Consider the following 19,888-nt stretch of genomic DNA (forward strand, 5'->3'; position numbering starts at 1 on the left):
AGGGGGTCCACGACCAAAAATCGATGCCCCGTATAGGCGGTGCCTATCTGTGCCGGCGCACCCGGGGGCGGCGCCCGCCGGGTGCGGGCATGGCCGCGCAGGTCGAGGCCGCCGCCACCGACCTGGGCCCTCCCGTCGACGGCGGCCACGTCGCCCGGTGACCTACTGGGTCAGTCCGTTCGTGCAGGCGGCGCCAGGCTCAGGGGTCTGCGAGCCCTGGACGTACTTGGTCAGGAACTGCTCGACGCGGGGATCCGACGCCTTGTCCACGGTGAGCTGGTAGCCCCAGGCCGACAGCATGATCTTCCCGGCCTGGTCGTCGACCGGGCTCATCAGTGTGTAGGGGGTCCTGGAGACCTTGTCTCCGAGCGCCTTGACGTCGGCGTCGGCGGCCTTGTCGTTGTACGTCACCCAGACCGCCCCGTGTTCGAGCGAGTGGACGGCGTTCTCCTTGCCTATGGCCTTGGTGTAGACGGTGCCGTCGCAGGTCATCCACGCCTGGCTGTGGTCGCCGCCGACGGGCGGGTTCATCGGGTAGTCGACGGCCGTCTGCACGTGCTCGCGGCCGAGCTTCTTCGCGTTCCAGGTCTTCTCGCCGCGTACGGGCTTCTTCGCCGCGGCGGCCTGCTGCTCGTCCTTCTCGTCGGCCTTGTTCAGGGCGTAGGCGCCGAAGCCGGCCAGTCCGGCGACGATGACCACGCTGAGCGTGATGGTGATGACGCGGCTGCGGCGCTCGCGGGCTCTCTCTGCGCGGCGCATCTCCTCGATGCGGGCCTTGCGGGAGACGGCGGCGGCCTTCTTGCTGCTCTTGCTCATGGCGGGGTGTCCTTCTTCCTTCGCGCCGTACGGCGGTCAGTGCGGGGATGGCATGGATGTCTCGGGCGCCGTGCGCTCGTGTGGGCGCACGGCGTCCCGGCATCCGGCTCAGGTCCGCAGCACCTGAAGGGCATGAAGGTCGGGAGCGCCGCTCACGGGAGGAGGCTGGGCGAGGAGCGCGGGGCCGCCCTGCCGCCTGGGCGGATCCGGCATGCGGGGCAGGAGCGCCGGCATCGGCTGGACGGGGGTTGCGAGCACCCCCGCCGCCGGGTGTACGGCCTGAGCACAGCACGCGTCCCCGGTGGGACAGTCGTCCACATGCACGGCCGCGACGGCGTGATGTCCGGCCCGGTGGCCGCCGTCGACGCCGCCGTGTCCCGCGTACCCCAGGCACATCACCAGCGCCGCGAGCAGGACGGCGAGGGCAGGACTCAGGACCCGGGCCCACGTGGTCCACCACGCTCCGCGGGATCTGCGCTGCGTCAGCGGCGTCCTGCTCGTCATCACGGTGATGTTAAGCGGTTTCCGGAGGTGCCGGGGCGGGGTCAGTCGCCGAGCCTGTCCTCGATGAGCGCCTTGAACTCCTTGTAGGAGGCGGGTGGTTGGATCCTGGTCCCGTCGATGAGGAAGGTCGGAGTGCCCTGGACGCCCAGGCCGAGGCCGTCGCGCTGGTCGGCCTGAACGCGTCCGGCCGTCTCCGGATCGGCGAAGTCGGCGTCGAACTTCTTCATGTTCAGGCCGAGTTCCTCGGCGTAGCCGCGGAAGACGGGCGCCTTCCACTCCTGCGACTCGCCCCACTCCTTCTGCGTGGTGAAGAGCTTGGTGTACATCGCCTCGAATGCGCCCTGCCGGGCGGCGGCCTCGGCGGCACGTGCGGCCGGCTCGGCGTTGCGGTGTCCGGGCATGGGGAAGTACCGGGCGACGAAGGTGACCCGGTCGCCGTACTCCTCACGCAGCCGCTCCACGACCGGGTAGTACGCCCCGCAGGCCTCGCACTCGAAGTCGAGGAACTCGACGATCGTGAGCTCGCTGCGCTCCGGCTCGGACAGCCGGTGACTGGAGGCCCGGACGGGCAGCGCCTCGGCGACGGGCCTTACGTCCGCCCCGGCGCTGCCGCGGTCGTCGGGCCGCAGCAACAGGTAGGAGCCGAGGGCGGCGGCGAAACCGGCGGCGAGGACGGCGGCGACGATCAGGTGCTTGTACAGCTTCTTCATGATTCCTCGGGGGGTGTGGTCGTGGTGGTGCCCGGCGGGACGCCCGTCGCGGGCGTGCGGGCAGGGGAGGTGTCACGCCCTCGACCCAGGACCGCTACGACAACGGCGGTTACGACAAGGCCGCGTGCCCGTCAGGGCAGGCAGGGGCCGGCGACCGGCATCGGCCGGAGCAGGGGCTGAGGCAGGGGCGGGACGGACGGGCCGTGCCCGTGACGCGGGGGCGCCCTGCCCTCGTTCAGCCGCACCAGCAGCGCCGACACCGGCGGAGCGGCGCTCTCGCGCACCACGATCCGCGGGCCGTTGCCGTGGCGACGGCTCAGCAGCGGCCACAGGAACAGCAGCAGACGTCGTACGACCGTCCAGAGGGTCCGGCTCTGCCACAGCAGCCGCTCGGTGAGGCCCAGCAGTCGGGCGGCGAGCAGGAGCATGACCGCATGACCGGCCAGCACAGCCCCGGGCGACGGCCCGGCGACCGCGCTGTGTTCGACCAGCGGGGACAAGCCGCCGCCCGGGCCGCCCCGTTCCGCCACCGCCGCACACGCGCCGGGCAGGGAGTAGGCGGCGTGACAGGCCAGTTGCGCGGCGGCGAGCACCGCCAGCACCTGGGTGTCCGTCAGCCTCCGCCGTGTCAGCACCGTCGCGCCCGGCACGGCCACCGCGGCCATCCCGGCCACGATGATCCACCGAGGGGCGTGGCACCGCGCCAGCACGTGCCCGGCCAGCGGCAGCAGCACACACAGCACCGCGAGCACACCCGCCCTGAGCCCGCGCAGCACACCGGACGCCGGGGAGGCGAGTCCTCGCGGGCGGTGCGGTCGCATCAGGGCCGGGCCTTCGGGAGCGTCGGGCTGCGAGGGTCGGTTCCCCCGCACGCCTCGGCAGCGTACCGGGCCACTCCTGACACCCCTCTCGCGGTGCCCGCCGCTACAGCCAGTCGCGCTCCCGGGCGTAGCGCGCCGCTGCGTGCCGGGTCCGGGTCTGGGTCTTCCGCATGGCGTTCGAGAGGTAGTTGCGTACGGTGCCCTCCGCCAGGTGGAGGCGGGCGGCGATGTCGGCGACGGAATAGCCGTCGCGGGTGACGCGCAGGACGTCGATCTCCCGGTCGGTGAGGGGACAGTCGTCGACGACGGCGAGCGCGGAGACGTCCGGGTCGATCCAGCGCTTGCCGGCGTGCAGGGTGTTGATGACCGCCGTGATGTGCGCGGGTTCCGCCGACTTGCTGACGAAGCCCTGGACGCCCAACTTCAAGGCCTTGCGGAGCACTCCGGGCCTGGCGTGGCGGGTCAGCATGAGGATCACCTGCTCCGGCCGGGTACGGCGGATCTCCGCGACAGCGCCCAGTCCGTCCACACCGGGCATCTCCAGATCGATGGCGAGCACGTCGGGCCGGTGCAGGAGCGTGGCCCGGACCGCGGATTCGCCGTCCTGCGCTTCGGCGAGCACGGTGATCTCGTCCTCCAGGCTCAGCAACGCGGCCAGCGCCTTGCGGAGCAGGGCCTCGTCGTCGGCGAGCACCACGGTGGTCATCGGTCGGTCCTCCCGTGCGAGAACGCGGCGGCCGTGAGGAAGCGCCCGTCCGTCTGCTCCACCGTCAGCTCTCCTCCGCTGTCGCCCACGCGCTCCCTGGGTTCCCCTCCTGGCGGCGGCGATCCTCTCCACGGTCGCCATGATGCTCGGCCTGGGCCTGGCCACGGCCGGCCTGACGAACTCCCCCGAACACGCCCAGGTGACCACCTTGCCGGTCAGCCTCGGCACCATCGCCGTCGCCGGCTGGGTCGGAATCAGCGGCACCGAGGAACTCCCCCTGCTCAAGCGCCTGCTCCCCGGCGGCTCGGCCACGGAGCTCGTCCTCAACGCCTGGAACGGCGGCGTCCCCGTGACGGACTCCCTCCTCCTGCTGGCCCCCACCCTGAGCTGGGTCGTCGTCGCCATCGCCCTGGCCTCCCGCATGTTCCGCTGGGAGCCGCGCCGCTGAGCGGGCTTCGGAGGCGAGCCGTCCCAGTCCCCCGTTCCAGGCCACCGGTATCTCCGCTGGTCAGACCCCGTTCCAGCGTTCCGGCGTCCCGGGATCGCCGTCGGCTGTGGCGGGCGGGACGGATCGCGGAACAGGCTTCGGTCGTCTCAGCGACCCGCTGGACGACACACCTCTGCACGATGGAGATATCGATGCGTTCGCGCTTTGCCGCCCGTCCCGCCCGCCTCGCCCTGGCCGCCGTCGCGGCGGTGGCTCTCACCGCCACCGCGACCGCGACGGCCACCGCCGAAAGCCGAGGCAGCGCCGCGCCGCGGGCCTGTGTCACCAAGGACCTGACCTTCAAGATCACCACGGAGACGCAGGCGGGTGGCTACTACCTCCTGACCGCCAAGGCCAAGTCGGGCGTCACCTGCTACCTGAAGGGTGTCTTCCCGTCCGCGTCCTTCGGCTCGGCCGCCGACACCGAGGTGGGACCGGCCGAGCACGCCGTCAGCGACAACGTCGTGCTGTCCGGCTCCACCCGGGCCTACGCCGGCATCAACCCCAAGACCACCAACAACGATTTCGGCAAGGAGTTCGAGCGGATCCACCTGTCCGTCGCGGGCGACGAGGCCAACTCCGTCAGCCTCGACCTCCCCGACACCGCCCTGGTCGACCGGCCCGTGGCCACCAACTGGCACGCCGACCCGGCCGACGCCGTCCCGTTCTCGGGCTGACGGGGGACGGCGCGCTCGCCGTCCTAACCAGCACCCCCGTCTAGGTGATGACCACCGACGCGCACACCGTGCCCACACGGCGACAGTCGGTCCATGGACGCTGTCATGGATCGCACGGAGATCGTCTTGTGGGTACGGCATGCGAGCGGCCGGTGGTCGGCCAGGACTCTCTGGGTGGTGGTGGTCGACGGGGAGGCGTACGTCCGCTCGGCGTTCGGGCGGCGCGGCGCCTGGTACCGCCGGGTTCTGCGGCACGCGGAGACGGAGGTGGCGGTGGGCGGGGTCCGCCTGCCCGTCCGTCTCCTGCCGGTGGGCGACCCGGAGCTCGTCCGTCGGGTCTCCGACGCCTACCGGGTCAAGTACGGTCTGGCCTGGCCCGGGCCCGTGGAGTCCATGAACGGGTCCGAGGCCGCGGCCACCACCATGCGGCTAGCGCAGGCCGGGCAGGTCCCGCAGTTGCCTGCGTGACGTGAGCCCGAGCTTGCGGAAGATGTTGCGCAGATGCGCGTCGACCGTCCGCGGGCTGAGGAACAGCTTCGCCGCGACCTCCTTGGAGGTGGCGCCGTCGGCGACCAGGCGTGCGATGTGCGTCTCCTGCATCGTCAGCTCGTCCGATGCCGTGGACGTACGACCGCGGGCCTGCTCGCCCGTGGCGCGCAGTTCGCCCGCCGCGCGCTCGGCGAACGCCTCCATGCCGAGGCCGGACAGCGACTCGTGCGCCGTCCGCAACGCCGACCGGGCGTCGCGCCGCCGGCCCTGGCGGCGCAGCCACTCCCCGTACAGGAGCTGCGCCCGGGCCCGGTAGACGACCAGCGCGCTGTCGTCGAGCAGGCCGATCGCCTCCTGGTAGGCGGACTCGTCCTCGGTCACCTGGGCCCGGGCGCAGGCCTCGACGCCGAGCCCCCAGGCGTGCCGGCCCGCCCGCGTGCGCTCCTGGAGGGACGTCAGGGCCGCGGCGGCGACCTCGGTCTCGCCGCACCGCACGGCCGCCTCGACCAGTTCGGGCAGGGCAAGGCCCGCCGTGCCGACGGCGCCGTACTCGACCGCCTGCTTCGCCGCCTCCAGCGCGGCCGGGTAGTCGGCAAAGCCGTTGCCGAGCACGGCCGTCGCCCATGCCACGCTGAGGCTCATACGGTGGTCCACCGACGCGAACAGGTCGAGGGCCTCCTGGCGCCGCCCGCGCATGGCGGCCAGGTGGAGGCGCGGATAGACCAGCGGTGCCGCGCCGGTGGCGTCGGCGATCGCCTCCTCCTCGGAGATCAGCTCCGTCGCGGCGCCGAAGTCGCCCCGGTGGACGTTCGCGGTGGCCCGCATGGCCAGTGCGACGGGCAGCGTGTGGAAGGATCCCGACGCGCGGCCGGCCGCGACGGCACGGGCTGCGATGCCGCACAGGGCGTCGAAGTCCCACAGCTCGGTGGCCACCATGAAGCCCAGTGACGGCCGTCTGGCCCACACCTCGTCGCCGGCGTCCGCGACGACCGGCCGCAGGATCTCCCCCGCCGCCGCATGCCCCTCCCCGACCAGGCTGATCAGCCCGGCCAGAACCGCCGCGGAACCGCGGCCCGCCCCGCCCGGCGGCGTCGTCTTCCGGACGGCCTGCACCACGTCGTCGAGACCGCCCAGCAGGAGCCCCATCTCGATGGCGTCCAGCGCGCACTCCCGTGACCGGTCGGGATCGGTGTCCGCCAGCCGGGCGGCGGCACGCACGAGGTACGCCGTGGGGCTCTCGTCCCCCCGGCGGCGGGCGAACGACAGCCTGCCCCGCAGCAGGTCGGCCCTCGCGGCCCGGCCCGGCTCGTCGGCGGGGACGGTGGTGAGCAGATCGGCCGCCGTGTCGAAGTCACCCGCCGCGAGCTTGGCTTCGACCGCGGCGAGGGCCCGCTCGGCACGCCGGACCGGGCTGATCGTGAGCGCCGCCGAGCGGGCGAGGAAGGCCGCCGTGGCGGCGACACCGCCGCGTTCCCGGGCGCGGTGGGCGGAGGCTTCGAGCTCGTCGGCGACCTGCTCGTCCGGCCCGGCACTGGCCTGGGCGCGATGCCAGGCCCGCCGGTCGGGGTCGGCGACCGGGTCGGTCACGGCGGCCAGCGCCTCGTGCGCCCTGCGCCGCTCCTCCGGCGCCGCGGCGCGGTAGGCCGCCGAGCGGGCGAGCGGGTGGCTGAACCGGATCCTGGTGCCGAACTCGACCAGCGGGACGGACCGCGCGACGGCGGTCGCGTCGATGCCCAGGTGTTCGGCCGCCCGCCACAGCAGGATCGGATCGCCGATCGGGTCGGCGGCGGCGACGGTCACCAGCGTCCTGGCCGCCTCCGGCAGAAGCTCCAGACGGGACCGGAAGCTCTGCTCGATCACGCCGGGTACCGAGTCGGGCTGGTCGAAGCCGCCCGCCATCCCGGCGAGTCCGGCGGTCGCGGGCAGCTCCACCAGCGCGAGGGGGTTGCCGCGTGCCTCGGCCAGGATGCGGTCGCGCACCCGCTCGTCCAGGGGTGCGCGGACCGCCGCGGCCAGCAGCGCGCGGGCATCCGACGCACCGAGGCCCCGCAGCGCGTGGCCGGGCAGCTCGTCCAGTTCGGGCAGCCGGCTCGGCTCACGGGCCGCGAACACGAGGACGATCGACTCGGCCGAGACCCGGCGGGCCAGGAAGGCCAGCGCCTTGGCCGACGCCCGGTCCAGCCACTGCGCGTCGTCCACGACGCACAGCAGCGGGCGTTCCCGCGCGGTCTCCGCCAGCAGGCCCAGCGACGCGACCCCGACCAGGAACGGATCGGGTGTGCCGGTGTCGAGGCCGAAGGCGATCTCCAGCGCCTTGCGGTGCGGCGCGGGCAACGCGGTCAGCCCGCCGGTGACGGGCGCGAGCAACTGGTGCAGCGCGGCGAACGGCAGCTCCATCTCGAACTCGGCGCCGGACGCCCGCATGACGAGAAACCCGGTCGCGGACTCGTCCAGACGCCGCAGCAGCGCGCTCTTGCCGATGCCCGGCTCACCCCGCAGCACCAGGGCGCCGCCCCGGCCCTCCCGTGCCGCTCGGAGCAGGGCGTCGAACCGGCGTATCTCGTCCTGGCGACCGATCAGTACATCTGTGCAGTTCTCGGGCATGATCGACAACCTATGCGGTCGTACGCCGCAGGGGAACGCGCCCCGGGGTGTCCGGCACGACGGCCCAACTCCTGGGCTACGTATAGGTGATGACTACCGACGCGAGCGGCGTACGCCCGCTGCGAGTGTCGAGCCATGACCCGCACCGCACCGAAAAGGACGACCACCACCACCGGCTGGATGCCGCTGGCGGTCCTGGCCACGGCCCAGTTCCTGGTCGTACTGAGCACGTCGATCGTGAACGTCGCCCTGCCGCAGATCCGGACCGGGCTCGGCCTGTCGGACACGGGCCAGGCGTGGGTGGTCAACGCCTACGTCCTGGTCTTCGGCGCACTGCTGCTGCCGGGTGGCCGCGCGGGCGACGTCCTCGGTCTGCGCCGTGTGTTCCTGCTCGGCACCGGCCTGTTCGCCCTGGCCTCCCTGGGCGCGGCACTGGCGCCGACGGCGATGGTGCTGATCGTCTGCCGGGCGGTGCAGGGAATCGGTGCCGCGCTGCTGGCGCCCACGGCGCTGGCCCTCGTACTGACGCTCTATCCCGACGGGGGACGGCGCGGCACCGCACTCGGTGTGTGGGGCGCGGTCTCCGGTGCCGGCGGGGCGGCGGGCGTGCTGCTGAGCGGTCTGCTCACCAGCCTGTACGGGTGGCGTGCGGTGTTCGTCGTGATGGTGCCCCTCGCCCTGGCCGTCCTGGTGGCCACCCGGCTGCTGGTCGGTGCCGACCGGCCACGCGGCGGAAGCATGGACGCGCCGGGCACGGTGACGGTGACGGCGGGCCTGGTCGCGCTCACCTACGGCCTGTCAGGCCGCCCCTGGCCGCTCGCGGTGATCGGTCTGGCGCTGCTCGGCCTGTTCGCGGTCCTCCAGCGCCGGGCCGCCGACCCGCTGCTGCCGGTGCGCATGAGCGTGGTGGCGGTGCCCAACGTGCTGATGGCCCTGCTGGGCGCGGTCTGGCTCGGCCTGTTCTACTTCCTGCCCCTCTACCAGCAACGCGCCCTCGGCTACACGCCGTTGGAGGCCGGGCTGACCCAGCTCCCCCTCGCCCTCATGGTCACCCTCGCGTCGTGGCTCACCGGCCGGCTCTCCGGCCGCCGCGTGCTCCTCCCCGTGGGCCTGCTGGCCCTCGCGGCCGGACTGGCCTGGCTGTCCCGGACTCCGACCGACGGCACCTTCCTCGTGGACCTGCTCGGCCCGACGCTCCTCATCGGCATCGGGCTGGGAGCGGCCTTCGTCCGGCTCACCGCGCTGTCCTCCACGGGCGTCCCGGCCGCCGACAACGGCCTGGCCGGCGGGCTCGTCAACGCCACCCGGCAGATCGGCGGAGCCATCGGCCTGTCCTTCCTGACCCTGTTCCCCTCCCCCGGCACGGCGTTCGCGGCCTGCGCCGCCCTGGCCCTGCTCATCTCAGCGCTCTCGACTCTCTCGGCCCCCTCCACCCGAAAGGCATGACCATGACCCTCGACAAGCCGTACATCAACGGCCACTTCACCCCTGTCACCGACGAGATCACCGGCCGCGAGCTGAAGGTGCGCGGCACCCTCCCGCTCGAGCTGAACGGCCGCTACTTCCGCAACGGCCACAACCCCAAGCCGGGCGTCACCCCCACCCACTGGTTCCGCGGCGAAGGCATGCTGCACGGCGTACGCCTCGCCGATGGCCGGGCCGAGTGGTACCGCAACCGCTGGGTGCGCACTCCCTTCCTGGACGGCGTGCCGTTCACCGGAACCGAGCTGGAGGTCAGCGCCGCCGCCACCAACATCGTCTTCCACGGGGGCCGCTATCTGGCCCTGCAGGAGGCCAACCTGCCCTACGAGGTCACCGCCGAGCTCGACACGATCGGCGTCCACGACTTCGGCGGCAAGCTCACCAGCTCGATGACCGCCCACCCCAAGGAGGACCCGGCAACCGGCGAGCTGCACTTCTTCAGCTACAGCCCCTTCCCGCCGTACCTGACCTACTACGTCGCCGACGCGACCGGCGACATCGTCACCTCCCACCTCGTCGACGGCTCCGGCCCTTCGCTGATGCACGACTTCGCCATCACCCGCGAGCACGTCGTCTTCATCAACTCGCCCGTGGTCTTCGACCACGCCGAGCACTCCGGCATCCCCTACCGCTGGCACGACGACGTCCCGCTGCGCATCGGCGTGATGCCGCGCGCCGGCGGCCGGACCACGTGGTTCGAGGCGCCCGACCAGGCGGCCCTGCTGCACATCGCCAACGCCTACACCGACCCCCAGGGCCGGATCGTCCTCGAAGCGCCGCGCTTCGACCGTTCCGCCTGGGAGAACTCCTGGAAGTGGTGGGTCGGCGCTCCCGGCTACGGCACCAGCCCCGCCGCCGGCTCCACCTTCCACCGGTGGATCATCGACCCGGCCACGGGCAAGGTCACCACGGAATCCCTCAACAGCCTGGTCACCGAGTTCCCGTCGATCAACGAGGCCCACACCGGCTCGGCCCACCGCTACAGCTACGCCATCGCCTTCCCCGGCGCGGGCCTGTCCGGCTACCACACCGTCAAACTCGACACCCGCACCGGCCGGGAGAAGCTCCTCTCCCACGGCGAGGGCCGCATGCCCGGCGAGGCCGTCTTCACACCCGCCGAGGGCGCGACCACCGAGGACGACGGCTACCTGCTCACCATCGTCAGCGACCTCAAGGCCGACGCCTCGGAACTGCTGGTCCTGGACGCGAGCGACCTGAGCACCGTGGCCGCCGTCGAACTTCCCCGGAGGGTGCCGGCGGGCATCCACGGGGACTGGATCCCGGACGCGGAGCAGTCGGCCTGATCGGCCTCTCCACCACACCCAACCCCCGAGGAAGACCCGAGGAAGAGAAGCCTTGACCATGACCCACCCCACGACGATCGACGAGACCGCCCCCGTCATCGCCGACCACACCATCCGGATCGCCGCTCCCCTCGACCGGATCTGGGAGCTGCACACCGAGATCGGCTCCTGGCCGGCCTGGCAGCCCGACATCGCCGAGGCCCGGCTCGACGGCCCTCTCGCCCCCGGCAGCACCTTCCACTGGACGACCGCGGGCCTGTCCATCGACTCCACCCTCTACGCCGTCGAAGCCCGGCGCCGCATCCTCTGGGGCGGTCCCGCGCACGGCATCACCGGCGTACACGAGTGGACCTTCACCGAGGACGGCGACGGCGTCGTGGTCCGCACCCGGGAGTCCTGGTCGGGCGCGCCGGTCGACGCCGACCGGGACAACCTGGCCGCCGCGCTGGACGCATCACTGAGCAGCTGGCTCAACGCTCTCAAGAGGGCGGCGGAGTGCGCCGATTTGGCCTAGTTACGCATACGGCCCGTCCTCGTTCAGCAGTGCATGACCAACACGCGACGCGCACTCGCCGCCCTGGCTCTCGCAGGAGCCGCCCTGAGCACCGCCCACACGGCCCACGCCGCCGACCCCGGCGACAAGGGCGCCCAGTCCAAGGACCGGTCCAGCAGCACCTCCGTGAGCACGAGCGGCGACAACCTCCTCAGCCGAACCACCCACGCCCTCAACCCGCTCACGAGCCTCCTCCCGGTGAACATCAACGACATCGGCCGCTAGACGCTCCACCTTCCAGGCCCCGGGAATCCCATGGCGATTCCCGGGGCCGGCCTGTATCGCCCGGCCTTCCCACTTCGGCTGATTCAGCTGATTCAATGGGCACGCGCGGCGACGGCCACCACCCCCGCGCCCGCCCGCAACGAAGGAGTCTCAGTGTCACTGGAGGACATCGCGGCGCGGCTCGGGTCGCTGCTCCGCGCCGGCGGTCTGTCCGTCAGCACGGCGGAATCCCTCACCGGCGGCCTGCTCGGCGCGACGATCACCAGCACTCCGGGCGCGTCGGACTACTACCGCGGCGGCGCGATCACCTACGCGACGGACTCCAAGGCGACGGTCCTCTCCGTGTCCGAGACGACCCTCGCCTCCGACGGCCCTGTGAGCCCCGCGACAGCCGAGCAGATGGCCCACGGCGTACGGGAGTTGTTCGGCAGCTCCTTCGGCATCTCGACCACCGGCGTCGCCGGCCCCACCGGCCAGGACGGCAAGCCCGTGGGCCTCGTCCACATCGGCATCTCCGACACGGGGCGCACGGTCTCCCACGAGTTCAACAGCACCGGCACGACTCGCGACGAGGTGCGCCGCCAGGCTGTGGAGCGGGCGCTGAGCCTGCTTGTCGACCACCTGAACCGCTCCGAGGGAAGCTGACGGCACCACTGCGGCCCCGCCAGCACCCGAAGGACTCAACCTGCCTGGCGTTTCAGAAATCCTGGACAGGCATCATCGGCGAGAGCCACGTCCGAGGCGGGAACGGTGTTCGCGACAGGCAGCCTTATCAGCGCATAGCAACTCATCGCCCGACGGCCGCCGAGGTCGCCGCCGAACTCGCACGGCAGCAGCCATCGGACGGCTCGCTCCATGACCTGTGCGGTGAAGCCCACGTTGGTGGGGAAAACCCGACCATCAGGTCTCGACCTGGCCGTCATGACCTGGTCTGACGCTCCCGATGCAATGGACGAGTGCTGATTCATCGGGCTCAACTTCGTCCAGACAAGCGGAAATTGTGGTGCGGCGGCTGGCTCGTGGCAGCCGGGTGGGCCGCTGTCTTTCCGTTGATCACGGCACCCGAGCCACACCGTCTGTGGGGCATGAGCGCCTGCCTGGGTTACCTCTGCGCGGCGGTCGCCGCGCTGTCGTCCCGCTCTCGCGGCCTCGCCGTCTCGGTGTGGCTGGCCGTCGGAGGTGCCGTCATCGTGCCCCTCGCGCTGCTGGTGCTGACCGGCACGGCACAGAGCGAGGTCGGCGTGGTCGAGCGCTCGGGGATGCTGACGCTGCGCCAGGCCACCCCGTATCTGGCGGATCCCCGCACGGTGGTCGAGGTCACCCCCTACCTGCCGGGCATGGCCGTGTTCGGGTTGCCGCGCGCGGTGCTGGGTGACGGTGGCCCCCTGCCCAGACTGCTGGGCGATGCCCGCCTCTGGTGCGCGGTGGCGTTCCTGGGCTGTCTGTGGGCGGCCCGGCGTGCGATCGGGCACCGGACCGGCGCCCCCTCCGCTGCCACCGGCGGCGTCGCGAGCGGTTACGCCGTCGGCGCGCTCGTCGCCTCGCCGGCCGTGGCGCTTCCGCTCTGCGTCAGCGGCGTGGACCTGCCGTTGACCGGACTGCTGTTCCTGGCGCTGGTGTTCGCGGCGCGGCGGCGACCGGTGGCCGCCGGGCTGGCGCTCGCTGCCGCCTGCTCCCTCAAGTGGACGGCCTGGCCCGCCGTCGCGGTCGCCGTGGCGCTGCTCGCCCACCACGGAGGGATCCGGAAGGCCGTGCGCGGGGCGGCCGTGGCGGTGGGAAGCACCGTCCTGCTCGTCCTGCCGAGCGCGCTGCTGTCACCCGGCCCCCTGGTGCGGCAGGTGTTCGCGTTCCCGACCGGGCGCGGGCCGTTCGAGACCCCGGCGGCCAGTCCGCTGCCGGGCCGGTTGCTCGCCGACCTCGGGCCGGCCGGTTGGTACGCGGCGGTGGCCCTGCTGTCGGCCGGTGGGCTGGCCGTCGCCGTGTCCCTCCTGGTCCGGCCGCCGCACGATCTCGTGTCGGCCGCCGACCGGCTCGCCGTCGGCCTGTGTGTCGCCTTCCTCCTCGCGCCCGCCGGGCGCTTCGGATACCTCGCGCTGCCTCTCACCCTGGCCGTGCTCGCCCGGCTGGTGGGCGGCGCCCGCCGGAAGGTGCCCGCCCACGACGTCGTCGTACGGACGTCCCGGCCCGCGCGCCCGGTCCCGGTTCCGCTGGCGCGGGGTGCCCGATGAGGGCCCGTCGGACCGCGGCGGTGGGGGCGGCCCTGCGGTGGAGCGCCCCATCGAGCGGCGTCACCCACGACTGCGGCAACCACCTCTTCACCGCCTGATCACCCCCGTCCCGGAGGCAGCGACCCATCATGGGCACCACTCTGATCGTCACCAACGATTTTCCGCCCCGCCAAGGAGGCATCGAGACCTTCGTCCATGCCATGGCGACCCGCGTCCCCGGCCATGACGTGGTCGTCCACACCTCCAGTGAGCCGGGTGCCGCCGCCTACGACGCCACCCTGCCGTTCCCGGTGGTCCGGGACCCCGGCCGCATGCTGTTACCCACCCCCGCGGTGACCCGCCGCACCCTGGAGATCGCCCGGCGGTACGGCTGCGACCGGGTCTGGTTCGGGGCCGCCGCTCCGCTCGCGGCGATGGCGCCGGCGCTGCGGCGCGGCGGGATACGGCGGATGGTCGCCACGACACACGGTCACGAGATCTGGTGGGCCCGCACACCGGGCGCCCGGCAGGTGATGCGGCGCATCGGGGACCACGTGGACGCCGTCACGTACCTCGGCGAGTACACCCGGCGCCGTATCGCGCCTGCGCTGGGGCCGCGGGCCGCACTGGTACGGCTGGTTCCGGGCGTGGACGCGGCGGCGTTCCTGCCTCTCCCCGGCCGGGCCCGGCAGATCCGGGAGCAGCACGGCATCGTGGGCCGCAAGGTCGTCCTGTGCGTCTCGCGGCTGGTCCGGCGCAAGGGCCAGGACATGCTGATACGGGCGTTGCCCGCGATACGGCGAGCCGTGCCGGAGGCGGTGCTGGTGATCGTGGGGAGCGGTCCGGACGAGGAGCGGCTGCGGGGGCTCGCGCGCCGGCACGCCGACGGGCACGTGGTGTTCGTCGGTGGGCTGGACCACTCGGCGACGGCCTCGTACTACGCGGCGGCGGACGTGTTCGCCATGCCGTGCCGGACCCGGAAGGGCGGGCTCGAGGCGGAGGGGCTGGGCATCGTGTTCCTGGAGGCGGCCGCCAGCGGGCTGCCCGTGGTCGCCGGGGACTCGGGCGGTGCGCCGGACGCGGTCGTCGACGGGGTGACGGGCACCGTCGTGGACGGCGCTGACGCGGGGGCCGTGGCCCGCGCGGTGTCCGGGATCCTGCGCACCCCGGAGAGGGCCGCGGCGATGAGCGAGTCCGGCCGGGCATGGGTGGCTTCGCAGTGGTCCTGGGACACGTCGGCGCAGCGGCTGACGCGGCTGCTCTCCCCGGGCGCCGACCTCGAGGCGGTGGTGTCCGGGCGGGGTGACGGGGAGGGCTGACGACGGTTCAGGCTCCGCCGCGGGCGGTCGCGGTGCGCCCGCCGGTCAGACCTGTGGGGCCTCCCGCCGGAGGTGGGCGAGGACCGCCAGGACGCGGCGGTTGCCCTCGGCCGGGTCGAGGTCCAGCTTCATGAAGATGTTGCTCGAGTGCTTGACCACCGACGCCTCCGTGATGGTGAGCCGCCCCGCGATGGCCTGGTTGTTGAGTCCCTCCGCCATGAGAGCCAGCACCTCCCGCTCACGGGGTGTCAGGCGCCCCAGCGGTTCGTCGGCGGTCCGCTGCTGCAGCAGCACCCGGACCACCTCCGGGTCGATGACGGTCTGCCCGCCGGCGACGCGGTCCAGCGCGTCGAGGAAGTCGGTGACCTCCCCGACCCGGTCCTTCAGCAGGTACCCGAGTCCTCCCTCGGCCGACGAACCGCCGCTGAACAACTGGGTCGCGTAGGCCGTGGCGACGTACTGCGACAGCACCAGAACCGGCAGGCCCGGGTGCCGGCCGCGCAGTTCCAGTGCCGCCTTCAGGCCTTCGTCGCGGAAGTCGGGCGGCATCCGCACATCGGTGATGACCACGTCCGGCCGGTCGGCGTCCACGGCGCGCGCCAGTTCCGCGGCGTCCCCCACGGCGGCGGTCACCTCGTGTCCGACCCGGGACAGCAGTTCCACGAGGCCGGCGCGCAGCAGGACGGCGTCCTCGGCGAGCACTACGCGGAGCACGGCACCTCCACCCGCAGTTGTGTGGGTCCGCCGACGGGACTGGTCACGACGAGTCTCCCTTTGAGAATGGCCACGCGGTCGGCCAATCCTTGCAGACCGGCTCCGGCGGCGGGATCCGCTCCGCCGTGCCCGTTGTCGGTGATGAGCAGGACCAGTTTGTCGTCGCGCAGCCGGCCTACGACGCTGACCTGGTCGGCGCCGCTGTGCTTGGAGGCGTTGGTCAGCGCCTCGGTGACGGTGAAGTACGCGGTCGTCTCGACCGCCGACGGCAACCGGTCCGGCAGATGCAGGTCGACGGCCACCGGAATCGGGTTGCGCAGGGCCAGTTCGGACACGGCGGCCGGCAGTCCGTGGTCGGTGAGGACCTGGGGGTGGATGCCGCGCACCAGGGAACGCAGCTGGTCCAGGGCCTGGCGGGCCTCGCCCCGGGCGCGGGCGATGAGCGGGGTGGCCGGCGAGTCCTTGCCGCGCAGCTCCAGTTCGGCCAGCCCCAGGGTCATGCTGAGCGCCACGAGTTGCTGCTGCGCACCGTCGTGCAGATCGCGTTCGATACGTCGTCGCTCCGCTTCGAAGGCGTCGACCAACCGGGCGCGGGAGCGGGTCAGTTCGATGACGCGCGTGCTCAAGTCCTCGTCCCGCGCCGACAGCAGGGACTGGGCGACCCACACCTGTGCGCCGGTGAGGAGGCCGCCGACATAGGCCGAGACGAGCAGTCCGAGCAGTCCCGCGGCGCTGCCCGGCAGGGCCGCGAGGGGGTCGGAGATGGACCGGCCGGGCACCAGCATCACCGTGTCGGGGGCGATCGCCCACACGATGACCGGTGTGGCGGTCAGCATCAAGGACAGGCCGAGCAGGGCCGTGAAGCCGATCCCCGTGGCGGTGAAGACGACGCCCAGGGCGAGGGTGTAGCCCAGCTCCCGCCAGGTGGCCCGCTCACGCAGCCGGGTGCGCAGCCAGGGCCAGGCGCCTGTGCCGGGCAGGGAACCGTGCGGGTCCAGGAGTGGTTCCGGTTCGACGAGCCGTAACCGGTGCCGCTCCAGCGTGGCGACGGGGATGCCCAGGACGGCGACGGCCATGAGGACGACCAGCCCGACGCCCACCACGGACAGTCCGACCCCCACGAAGAGGAGGACCGCCAGCAGGAGCAGCACGAAGAAGCCCACGACCGTGCCGCTCAGCAGGAACGCCCAGCACCGCAGCGGCCAGGCGGAGAGCGCGAAACGCAGGGGGCGTTCTCGCAGGGCCTCCCAGACGGCGACGGTCATGGTTGGTATTCCTCCGAGGGCCGTGCGCGTGCGGGTCCACGGTCACTCTAATCGGCCGGTGGCCTCGGCGGATGGTAGGGAAAACCCGCCCTCCAGGACTCTGTGCAGCTCCACTGACCCGGGCGGCCCGCGCTGCTGGACTGGGAGCATGTCACTGCTCACCGACATCCAACTCCCGGCCGTCCAACTGGCCGCCGTCTCCAAGAGCTACGCGGGCGCCGCGGGCCCTGTCCCGGTGCTCCGCGAGGTCAGTCTGGGTTTTTCGCAGCGGGCGCTGACCGCGGTGATGGGACCGTCCGGCTCCGGCAAGACGACGCTGCTGAACTGCGCGGCCGGCCTGGACAGGCCCGACAGCGGCAAGGTCCTCCTCGGTGACACGGATCTCGCCGTCTGCGACGAGCGGGAGCTGACGGCGGTGCGCAGGGGCCGGATCGGTTTCGTCTTCCAGCAGTTCAACCTGCTGCCGATGCTGACCGCGTACGAGAACGTGGCCCTGCCGCTGCGACTGCGGCGCCGGTCGGTGAAACGGGACCGGGTCATGGAGGCCCTGCGCGAGGTGGGTCTGGCGGACAAGGCCGACCGGCGGCCCGCGCAGCTGTCCGGCGGCCAGCAGCAGCGTGTCGCGATCGCGCGGACCCTGGTGGCCGAGCCGGAGATCGTCTTCGCCGACGAGCCGACCGGTTCCCTGGACCTGCAGAGCGGACGGCAGGTCATGGAGCTGCTGCGCGCCGTGGTCGACCGGGCGGGGCGCACGGTCGTCATGGTGACGCACGACCCCGCGGTCGCGGCGTGCGCGGACCGGGTGGTGTTCCTCTCCGACGGCAAGGTCGTCGGGCGGCTCGACCACCCGACCGCCGAAGCGGTCGCCGGCCGGCTGAGCCTGTGGGAGCGGTGATGTGGCGGATCTCCCTGTACTCGGTGCGGCATTACTGGGCCCTGTTCGCCGGTACGTTCGTGGCGCTGGCGCTCGGCGTGGCACTGATCGGCATGTCCGCCTCGGCGCTGGCCGCGACCTGGGCGGTGCCGACGTCGACGGAGGCCGGCCGGCCGTCGGTGACGCTCACGGACGGCACGGGTACGGCACGCACCCTGTCCAGCGGTGACGTGGACCTGGGCGGGGTGCAGAGCGTGCTGGCGATGGCGGGGGTGGTGTCCGCGTTCGTGACGGTGTTCGTCATCACCGGCACCTGCGCGTTCGGGATCGCCCTGCGCCGCCGCGACATGGGGCTGCTGCGCATGGTGGGCGCGGGCGGGCCGCAGGTGCGCCGGATGGTGCTCGGCGAGTCACTGGCGGTGGCGGTGCCCGCCGCGCTCACGGGCTGCGTGATCGCCGCCGTGGCGGCGCCGGTCGCGGTGGAGGCGCTCGACGGGACCGGCCTGTCGCCGGTCGATTTGCGGCCGGGACCGTTGCTCTGGCCGCTCGTGTGCGCGGTGGCCGGCGGCCTGTTCATGGCCGTGCTGGGAACGCTGGCCGCGTCGAAGCGAGCCGCCCGGGTCCGCCCGACGGAGGCGCTGCGCGAGGCGGACCTGGACGCCCGGACCATGACGGCGGGGCGCGGGACGGCGGGCGCGCTGTCCCTGGTGACCGGCGCCGTGATGCTGGCGCTGGCCCCCGGCGCGGGGGCGGAGGCGGCGACTCCGCTGGCGCTGTTCGGCACCATGGCGCTGGCGGTGGCCGCCACGTTGCTGGGGCCGGTGTACCTGCCGCCGGTGCTGAGGCTGATGGCGCTGCCCCTGCGCTGGGCCGATCCGGTGGCCGGGCGCCTGGCCGCGGAGTCGGTGCGCACCTCGCGGCGTCGTACGGCGTCGCTGGTCGGACCGGTGCTGGCCATCCTCGCGGTCGTCGGCGCCTTCACCACGGTGTTGTCCACCACGGGTGCGGCGACGGAGGCGGACGACCGGGCGCGTACCGTCGCCCAGCTCGTCGTGGAGCCCGCCCGGGGCGACTCGCTGAGCGCGGACGACGTGAAGGCGCTGCGCGCCGACCCGAGGGTGGCGGCTGTCTCGGCGCCCGCCGCGCTGGAGGTGGCGGTGGCGGGTCCGGACTCGGTGTGGAGGGAACAGTCCGCGGTCGCGGACCCGGCCGCCCTGGCCCGTACGCACCGGATCTCCGTGGTCGACGGATCGCTCGAGGCGCTCCGGCCGGGAACGGTCGCCGTGTCGCGGGAGTTCGCCGACTGGTACGGGCATCGCGCGGGATCGACGGTGACCTATGGGCTGTTCGGCGGCCGGCCGGTCAAGGCGCGTGTGGCGGCGGTGCTGGAGGGCGGATCGGCCGTGCCGTCCCTGCTGCTGCCGGGTGGTACGCGGGGTGCGGCCGCGACGCCGGCGCGTGCTTCGGTGCTGCTCGACGAGGAGGCCGCGGGTTCGGCGCGTGCGGTGGCCGCCGAGCTGACCGCGCGGGTGGGCGCCGAGCGGGTCAGGGTGGTGCCGTCGGCCGAGTGGTTCGGCGAGTCCGCGTCCGATCAGGACCGGCTCAACCGGCTGGTGCTGGGCGTGCTGACGGTGCCCGCGTCGCTGTACGCGCTGATCGCCGTGGCGGGCACGCTGGTGATGTCGTACAGCCGGCGCGGAGGGGAGATCGCGGGCATGCGGATGGTCGGCGTCAGCGCCGGGCAGGTGCGCCGCATGGCTCTGTGGGAGACGCTGTCCACCTCCCTGCTGGGCGTGCTGATCGCCGCGGGAGTGGTCGCGGTGGGCGCGCGGGCCTACCGGGGGGCGCTCTCGGTGTTCGGTGGCGAGGCACCGCTGAGCGTGGAGTGGGGGATGCTCTCGGCGCTCACGGCGGCGTGCGTGCTCGCGGGTGTCGTGGTGAGTCTGGCAGCGACGGGTCGTTTGCTCCGGCAAGCCGGCGTGGCGATGGTCTCTTCCCGTCGGTAGGCCGCTCCGTCCGGTGGCCGGACCTTGCTCGACGTCGCCTGCCGGAGCAGATGCTGACCGCTGCTGAATGAAAGGGACGCGAACCACCACGCGCGAGGCCGTCGCAGCCAGCTCCGAGTGGCTCC

Annotated in this window: 21 protein-coding genes; 13 read left to right on the top strand and 8 right to left on the bottom strand. The window is 73.0% G+C overall.

The window, feature by feature from the left end:
- The first annotated feature begins 23 nt into the window (after positions 1-23).
- Positions 24-161: a hypothetical protein gene (locus NNW99_RS08145; protein WP_215118032.1), complete on the top strand. Its 138-nt coding sequence runs from the start codon at positions 24-26 to the stop codon at positions 159-161.
- Between the two features lies 1 nt (position 162).
- Here NNW99_RS08145 and NNW99_RS08150 read toward each other — a convergent pair whose 3' ends face one another.
- The 5 genes from NNW99_RS08150 to NNW99_RS08170 form a co-directional block, all read right to left on the bottom strand.
- A complete protein-coding gene (locus tag NNW99_RS08150) occupies positions 163-816 on the bottom strand; it encodes a DUF3105 domain-containing protein (protein WP_215118033.1) in 654 nt (217 codons plus the stop codon).
- Between the two features lie 108 nt (positions 817-924).
- Positions 925-1,320 (bottom strand): hypothetical protein, encoded by a 396-nt coding sequence (locus tag NNW99_RS08155; protein ID WP_215118034.1) that lies wholly within the window; start codon positions 1,318-1,320, stop codon positions 925-927.
- A gap of 41 nt (positions 1,321-1,361) precedes the next feature.
- Positions 1,362-2,030: a thioredoxin domain-containing protein gene (locus NNW99_RS08160; RefSeq protein WP_215118035.1), complete on the bottom strand. Its 669-nt coding sequence runs from the start codon at positions 2,028-2,030 to the stop codon at positions 1,362-1,364.
- Positions 2,031-2,161: 131 nt separating this feature from the next.
- Positions 2,162-2,902 carry a hypothetical protein gene (locus NNW99_RS08165; protein WP_215118036.1) on the bottom strand — a complete coding sequence of 247 codons (741 nt, stop codon included), beginning with the start codon at positions 2,900-2,902 and terminating at the stop codon, positions 2,162-2,164.
- Positions 2,903-2,954: 52 nt separating this feature from the next.
- The gene (locus NNW99_RS08170; RefSeq protein WP_215118037.1) at positions 2,955-3,557 is read right to left on the bottom strand and encodes a response regulator transcription factor; all 603 of its coding nucleotides are present in this window, start codon (positions 3,555-3,557) and stop codon (positions 2,955-2,957) included.
- 139 nt (positions 3,558-3,696) lie between these two features.
- Between NNW99_RS08170 and NNW99_RS08175 the strand changes: the two genes are divergently transcribed.
- The 3 genes from NNW99_RS08175 to NNW99_RS08185 all read left to right on the top strand — a co-directional run bounded on the left by NNW99_RS08175 (position 3,697) and on the right by NNW99_RS08185 (position 5,189).
- A complete protein-coding gene (locus NNW99_RS08175) occupies positions 3,697-4,005 on the top strand; it encodes a hypothetical protein (RefSeq protein WP_251057744.1) in 309 nt (102 codons plus the stop codon).
- A gap of 191 nt (positions 4,006-4,196) precedes the next feature.
- The gene (locus NNW99_RS08180) at positions 4,197-4,721 is read left to right on the top strand and encodes a DUF4232 domain-containing protein (protein ID WP_215118038.1); all 525 of its coding nucleotides are present in this window, start codon (positions 4,197-4,199) and stop codon (positions 4,719-4,721) included.
- A gap of 93 nt (positions 4,722-4,814) precedes the next feature.
- Complete coding sequence (locus NNW99_RS08185; protein ID WP_215118039.1) at positions 4,815-5,189, top strand: DUF2255 family protein; 375 nt, start codon at positions 4,815-4,817, stop codon at positions 5,187-5,189.
- Here the strand turns inward: NNW99_RS08185 and NNW99_RS08190 are convergent.
- Complete coding sequence (locus tag NNW99_RS08190) at positions 5,151-7,814, bottom strand: AAA family ATPase (RefSeq protein WP_215118040.1); 2,664 nt, start codon at positions 7,812-7,814, stop codon at positions 5,151-5,153. The two genes, NNW99_RS08185 and NNW99_RS08190, sit on opposite strands and share 39 nt — an antisense overlap.
- Positions 7,815-7,949: 135 nt before the next feature.
- Between NNW99_RS08190 and NNW99_RS08195 the strand changes: the two genes are divergently transcribed.
- The 7 genes from NNW99_RS08195 to NNW99_RS08225 all read left to right on the top strand — a co-directional run bounded on the left by NNW99_RS08195 (position 7,950) and on the right by NNW99_RS08225 (position 14,904).
- The gene (locus tag NNW99_RS08195; protein ID WP_215118041.1) at positions 7,950-9,260 is read left to right on the top strand and encodes an MFS transporter; all 1,311 of its coding nucleotides are present in this window, start codon (positions 7,950-7,952) and stop codon (positions 9,258-9,260) included.
- Between the two features lie 2 nt (positions 9,261-9,262).
- The gene (locus NNW99_RS08200; RefSeq protein ID WP_215124202.1) at positions 9,263-10,600 is read left to right on the top strand and encodes a carotenoid oxygenase family protein; all 1,338 of its coding nucleotides are present in this window, start codon (positions 9,263-9,265) and stop codon (positions 10,598-10,600) included.
- Between the two features lie 58 nt (positions 10,601-10,658).
- Positions 10,659-11,114, top strand: coding sequence for an SRPBCC family protein (locus NNW99_RS08205; protein WP_215118042.1), 456 nt, complete (start codon positions 10,659-10,661; stop codon positions 11,112-11,114).
- A gap of 33 nt (positions 11,115-11,147) precedes the next feature.
- Positions 11,148-11,378: a hypothetical protein gene (locus tag NNW99_RS08210; RefSeq protein WP_215118043.1), complete on the top strand. Its 231-nt coding sequence runs from the start codon at positions 11,148-11,150 to the stop codon at positions 11,376-11,378.
- Between the two features lie 153 nt (positions 11,379-11,531).
- Positions 11,532-12,023, top strand: coding sequence for a CinA family protein (locus NNW99_RS08215; protein ID WP_215118044.1), 492 nt, complete (start codon positions 11,532-11,534; stop codon positions 12,021-12,023).
- A 440-nt stretch (positions 12,024-12,463) separates the two neighbouring features.
- Complete coding sequence (locus NNW99_RS08220) at positions 12,464-13,606, top strand: glycosyltransferase 87 family protein (protein ID WP_251057745.1); 1,143 nt, start codon at positions 12,464-12,466, stop codon at positions 13,604-13,606.
- A gap of 128 nt (positions 13,607-13,734) precedes the next feature.
- Positions 13,735-14,904, top strand: coding sequence for a glycosyltransferase family 4 protein (locus tag NNW99_RS08225; RefSeq protein WP_215118046.1), 1,170 nt, complete (start codon positions 13,735-13,737; stop codon positions 14,902-14,904).
- 45 nt (positions 14,905-14,949) lie between these two features.
- On the opposite strand, the gene NNW99_RS08230 is transcribed toward NNW99_RS08225, so the two are convergent.
- Both NNW99_RS08230 and NNW99_RS08235 read right to left on the bottom strand, forming a co-directional pair.
- Positions 14,950-15,618, bottom strand: a complete 669-nt coding sequence (locus tag NNW99_RS08230; protein WP_215118047.1) for a response regulator transcription factor — start codon at positions 15,616-15,618, stop codon at positions 14,950-14,952.
- Positions 15,606-16,883, bottom strand: coding sequence for a sensor histidine kinase (locus NNW99_RS08235; protein WP_215118048.1), 1,278 nt, complete (start codon positions 16,881-16,883; stop codon positions 15,606-15,608). Before NNW99_RS08235 ends, NNW99_RS08230 begins: the two co-directional genes overlap by 13 nt.
- Before the next feature lie 148 nt (positions 16,884-17,031).
- Here NNW99_RS08235 and NNW99_RS08240 point away from each other — a divergent pair, with 148 nt between their 5' ends.
- Both NNW99_RS08240 and NNW99_RS08245 read left to right on the top strand, forming a co-directional pair.
- A complete protein-coding gene (locus tag NNW99_RS08240; RefSeq protein WP_215118049.1) occupies positions 17,032-17,778 on the top strand; it encodes an ABC transporter ATP-binding protein in 747 nt (248 codons plus the stop codon).
- Positions 17,778-19,763, top strand: coding sequence for an FtsX-like permease family protein (locus NNW99_RS08245; protein WP_215118050.1), 1,986 nt, complete (start codon positions 17,778-17,780; stop codon positions 19,761-19,763). The genes NNW99_RS08240 and NNW99_RS08245 overlap by 1 nt, the downstream gene beginning before the upstream one ends.
- Positions 19,764-19,888 lie beyond the last annotated feature (125 nt).

This window comes from Streptomyces sp. CRCS-T-1 (assembly GCF_024442335.1).
GTDB classification, from domain to species: domain Bacteria; phylum Actinomycetota; class Actinomycetes; order Streptomycetales; family Streptomycetaceae; genus Streptomyces; species Streptomyces koelreuteriae.

What these genes read in the sequence shown, in the direction of transcription:
- NNW99_RS08220 (WP_251057745.1), top strand. Translation starts at nt 12,464, where the DNA reads ATGAGCGCCTGCCTGGGTTACCTCTGCGCGGCGGTCGCCGCGCTGTCG.
- NNW99_RS08175 (WP_251057744.1), top strand. Translation starts at nt 3,697, where the DNA reads ATGATGCTCGGCCTGGGCCTGGCCACGGCCGGCCTGACGAACTCCCCC.
- NNW99_RS08185 (WP_215118039.1), top strand. Translation starts at nt 4,815, where the DNA reads ATGGACGCTGTCATGGATCGCACGGAGATCGTCTTGTGGGTACGGCAT.
- NNW99_RS08240 (WP_215118049.1), top strand. Translation starts at nt 17,032, where the DNA reads ATGTCACTGCTCACCGACATCCAACTCCCGGCCGTCCAACTGGCCGCC.
- NNW99_RS08145 (WP_215118032.1), top strand. Translation starts at nt 24, where the DNA reads ATGCCCCGTATAGGCGGTGCCTATCTGTGCCGGCGCACCCGGGGGCGG.
- NNW99_RS08155 (WP_215118034.1), bottom strand. Translation starts at nt 1,320, where the DNA reads ATGACGAGCAGGACGCCGCTGACGCAGCGCAGATCCCGCGGAGCGTGG.
- NNW99_RS08170 (WP_215118037.1), bottom strand. Translation starts at nt 3,557, where the DNA reads ATGACCACCGTGGTGCTCGCCGACGACGAGGCCCTGCTCCGCAAGGCG.
- NNW99_RS08205 (WP_215118042.1), top strand. Translation starts at nt 10,659, where the DNA reads ATGACCCACCCCACGACGATCGACGAGACCGCCCCCGTCATCGCCGAC.
- NNW99_RS08190 (WP_215118040.1), bottom strand. Translation starts at nt 7,814, where the DNA reads ATGCCCGAGAACTGCACAGATGTACTGATCGGTCGCCAGGACGAGATA.
- NNW99_RS08195 (WP_215118041.1), top strand. Translation starts at nt 7,950, where the DNA reads ATGACCCGCACCGCACCGAAAAGGACGACCACCACCACCGGCTGGATG.
- NNW99_RS08210 (WP_215118043.1), top strand. Translation starts at nt 11,148, where the DNA reads ATGACCAACACGCGACGCGCACTCGCCGCCCTGGCTCTCGCAGGAGCC.
- NNW99_RS08245 (WP_215118050.1), top strand. Translation starts at nt 17,778, where the DNA reads ATGTGGCGGATCTCCCTGTACTCGGTGCGGCATTACTGGGCCCTGTTC.
- NNW99_RS08235 (WP_215118048.1), bottom strand. Translation starts at nt 16,883, where the DNA reads ATGACCGTCGCCGTCTGGGAGGCCCTGCGAGAACGCCCCCTGCGTTTC.
- NNW99_RS08180 (WP_215118038.1), top strand. Translation starts at nt 4,197, where the DNA reads ATGCGTTCGCGCTTTGCCGCCCGTCCCGCCCGCCTCGCCCTGGCCGCC.
- NNW99_RS08160 (WP_215118035.1), bottom strand. Translation starts at nt 2,030, where the DNA reads ATGAAGAAGCTGTACAAGCACCTGATCGTCGCCGCCGTCCTCGCCGCC.
- NNW99_RS08200 (WP_215124202.1), top strand. Translation starts at nt 9,263, where the DNA reads ATGACCCTCGACAAGCCGTACATCAACGGCCACTTCACCCCTGTCACC.
- NNW99_RS08150 (WP_215118033.1), bottom strand. Translation starts at nt 816, where the DNA reads ATGAGCAAGAGCAGCAAGAAGGCCGCCGCCGTCTCCCGCAAGGCCCGC.
- NNW99_RS08225 (WP_215118046.1), top strand. Translation starts at nt 13,735, where the DNA reads ATGGGCACCACTCTGATCGTCACCAACGATTTTCCGCCCCGCCAAGGA.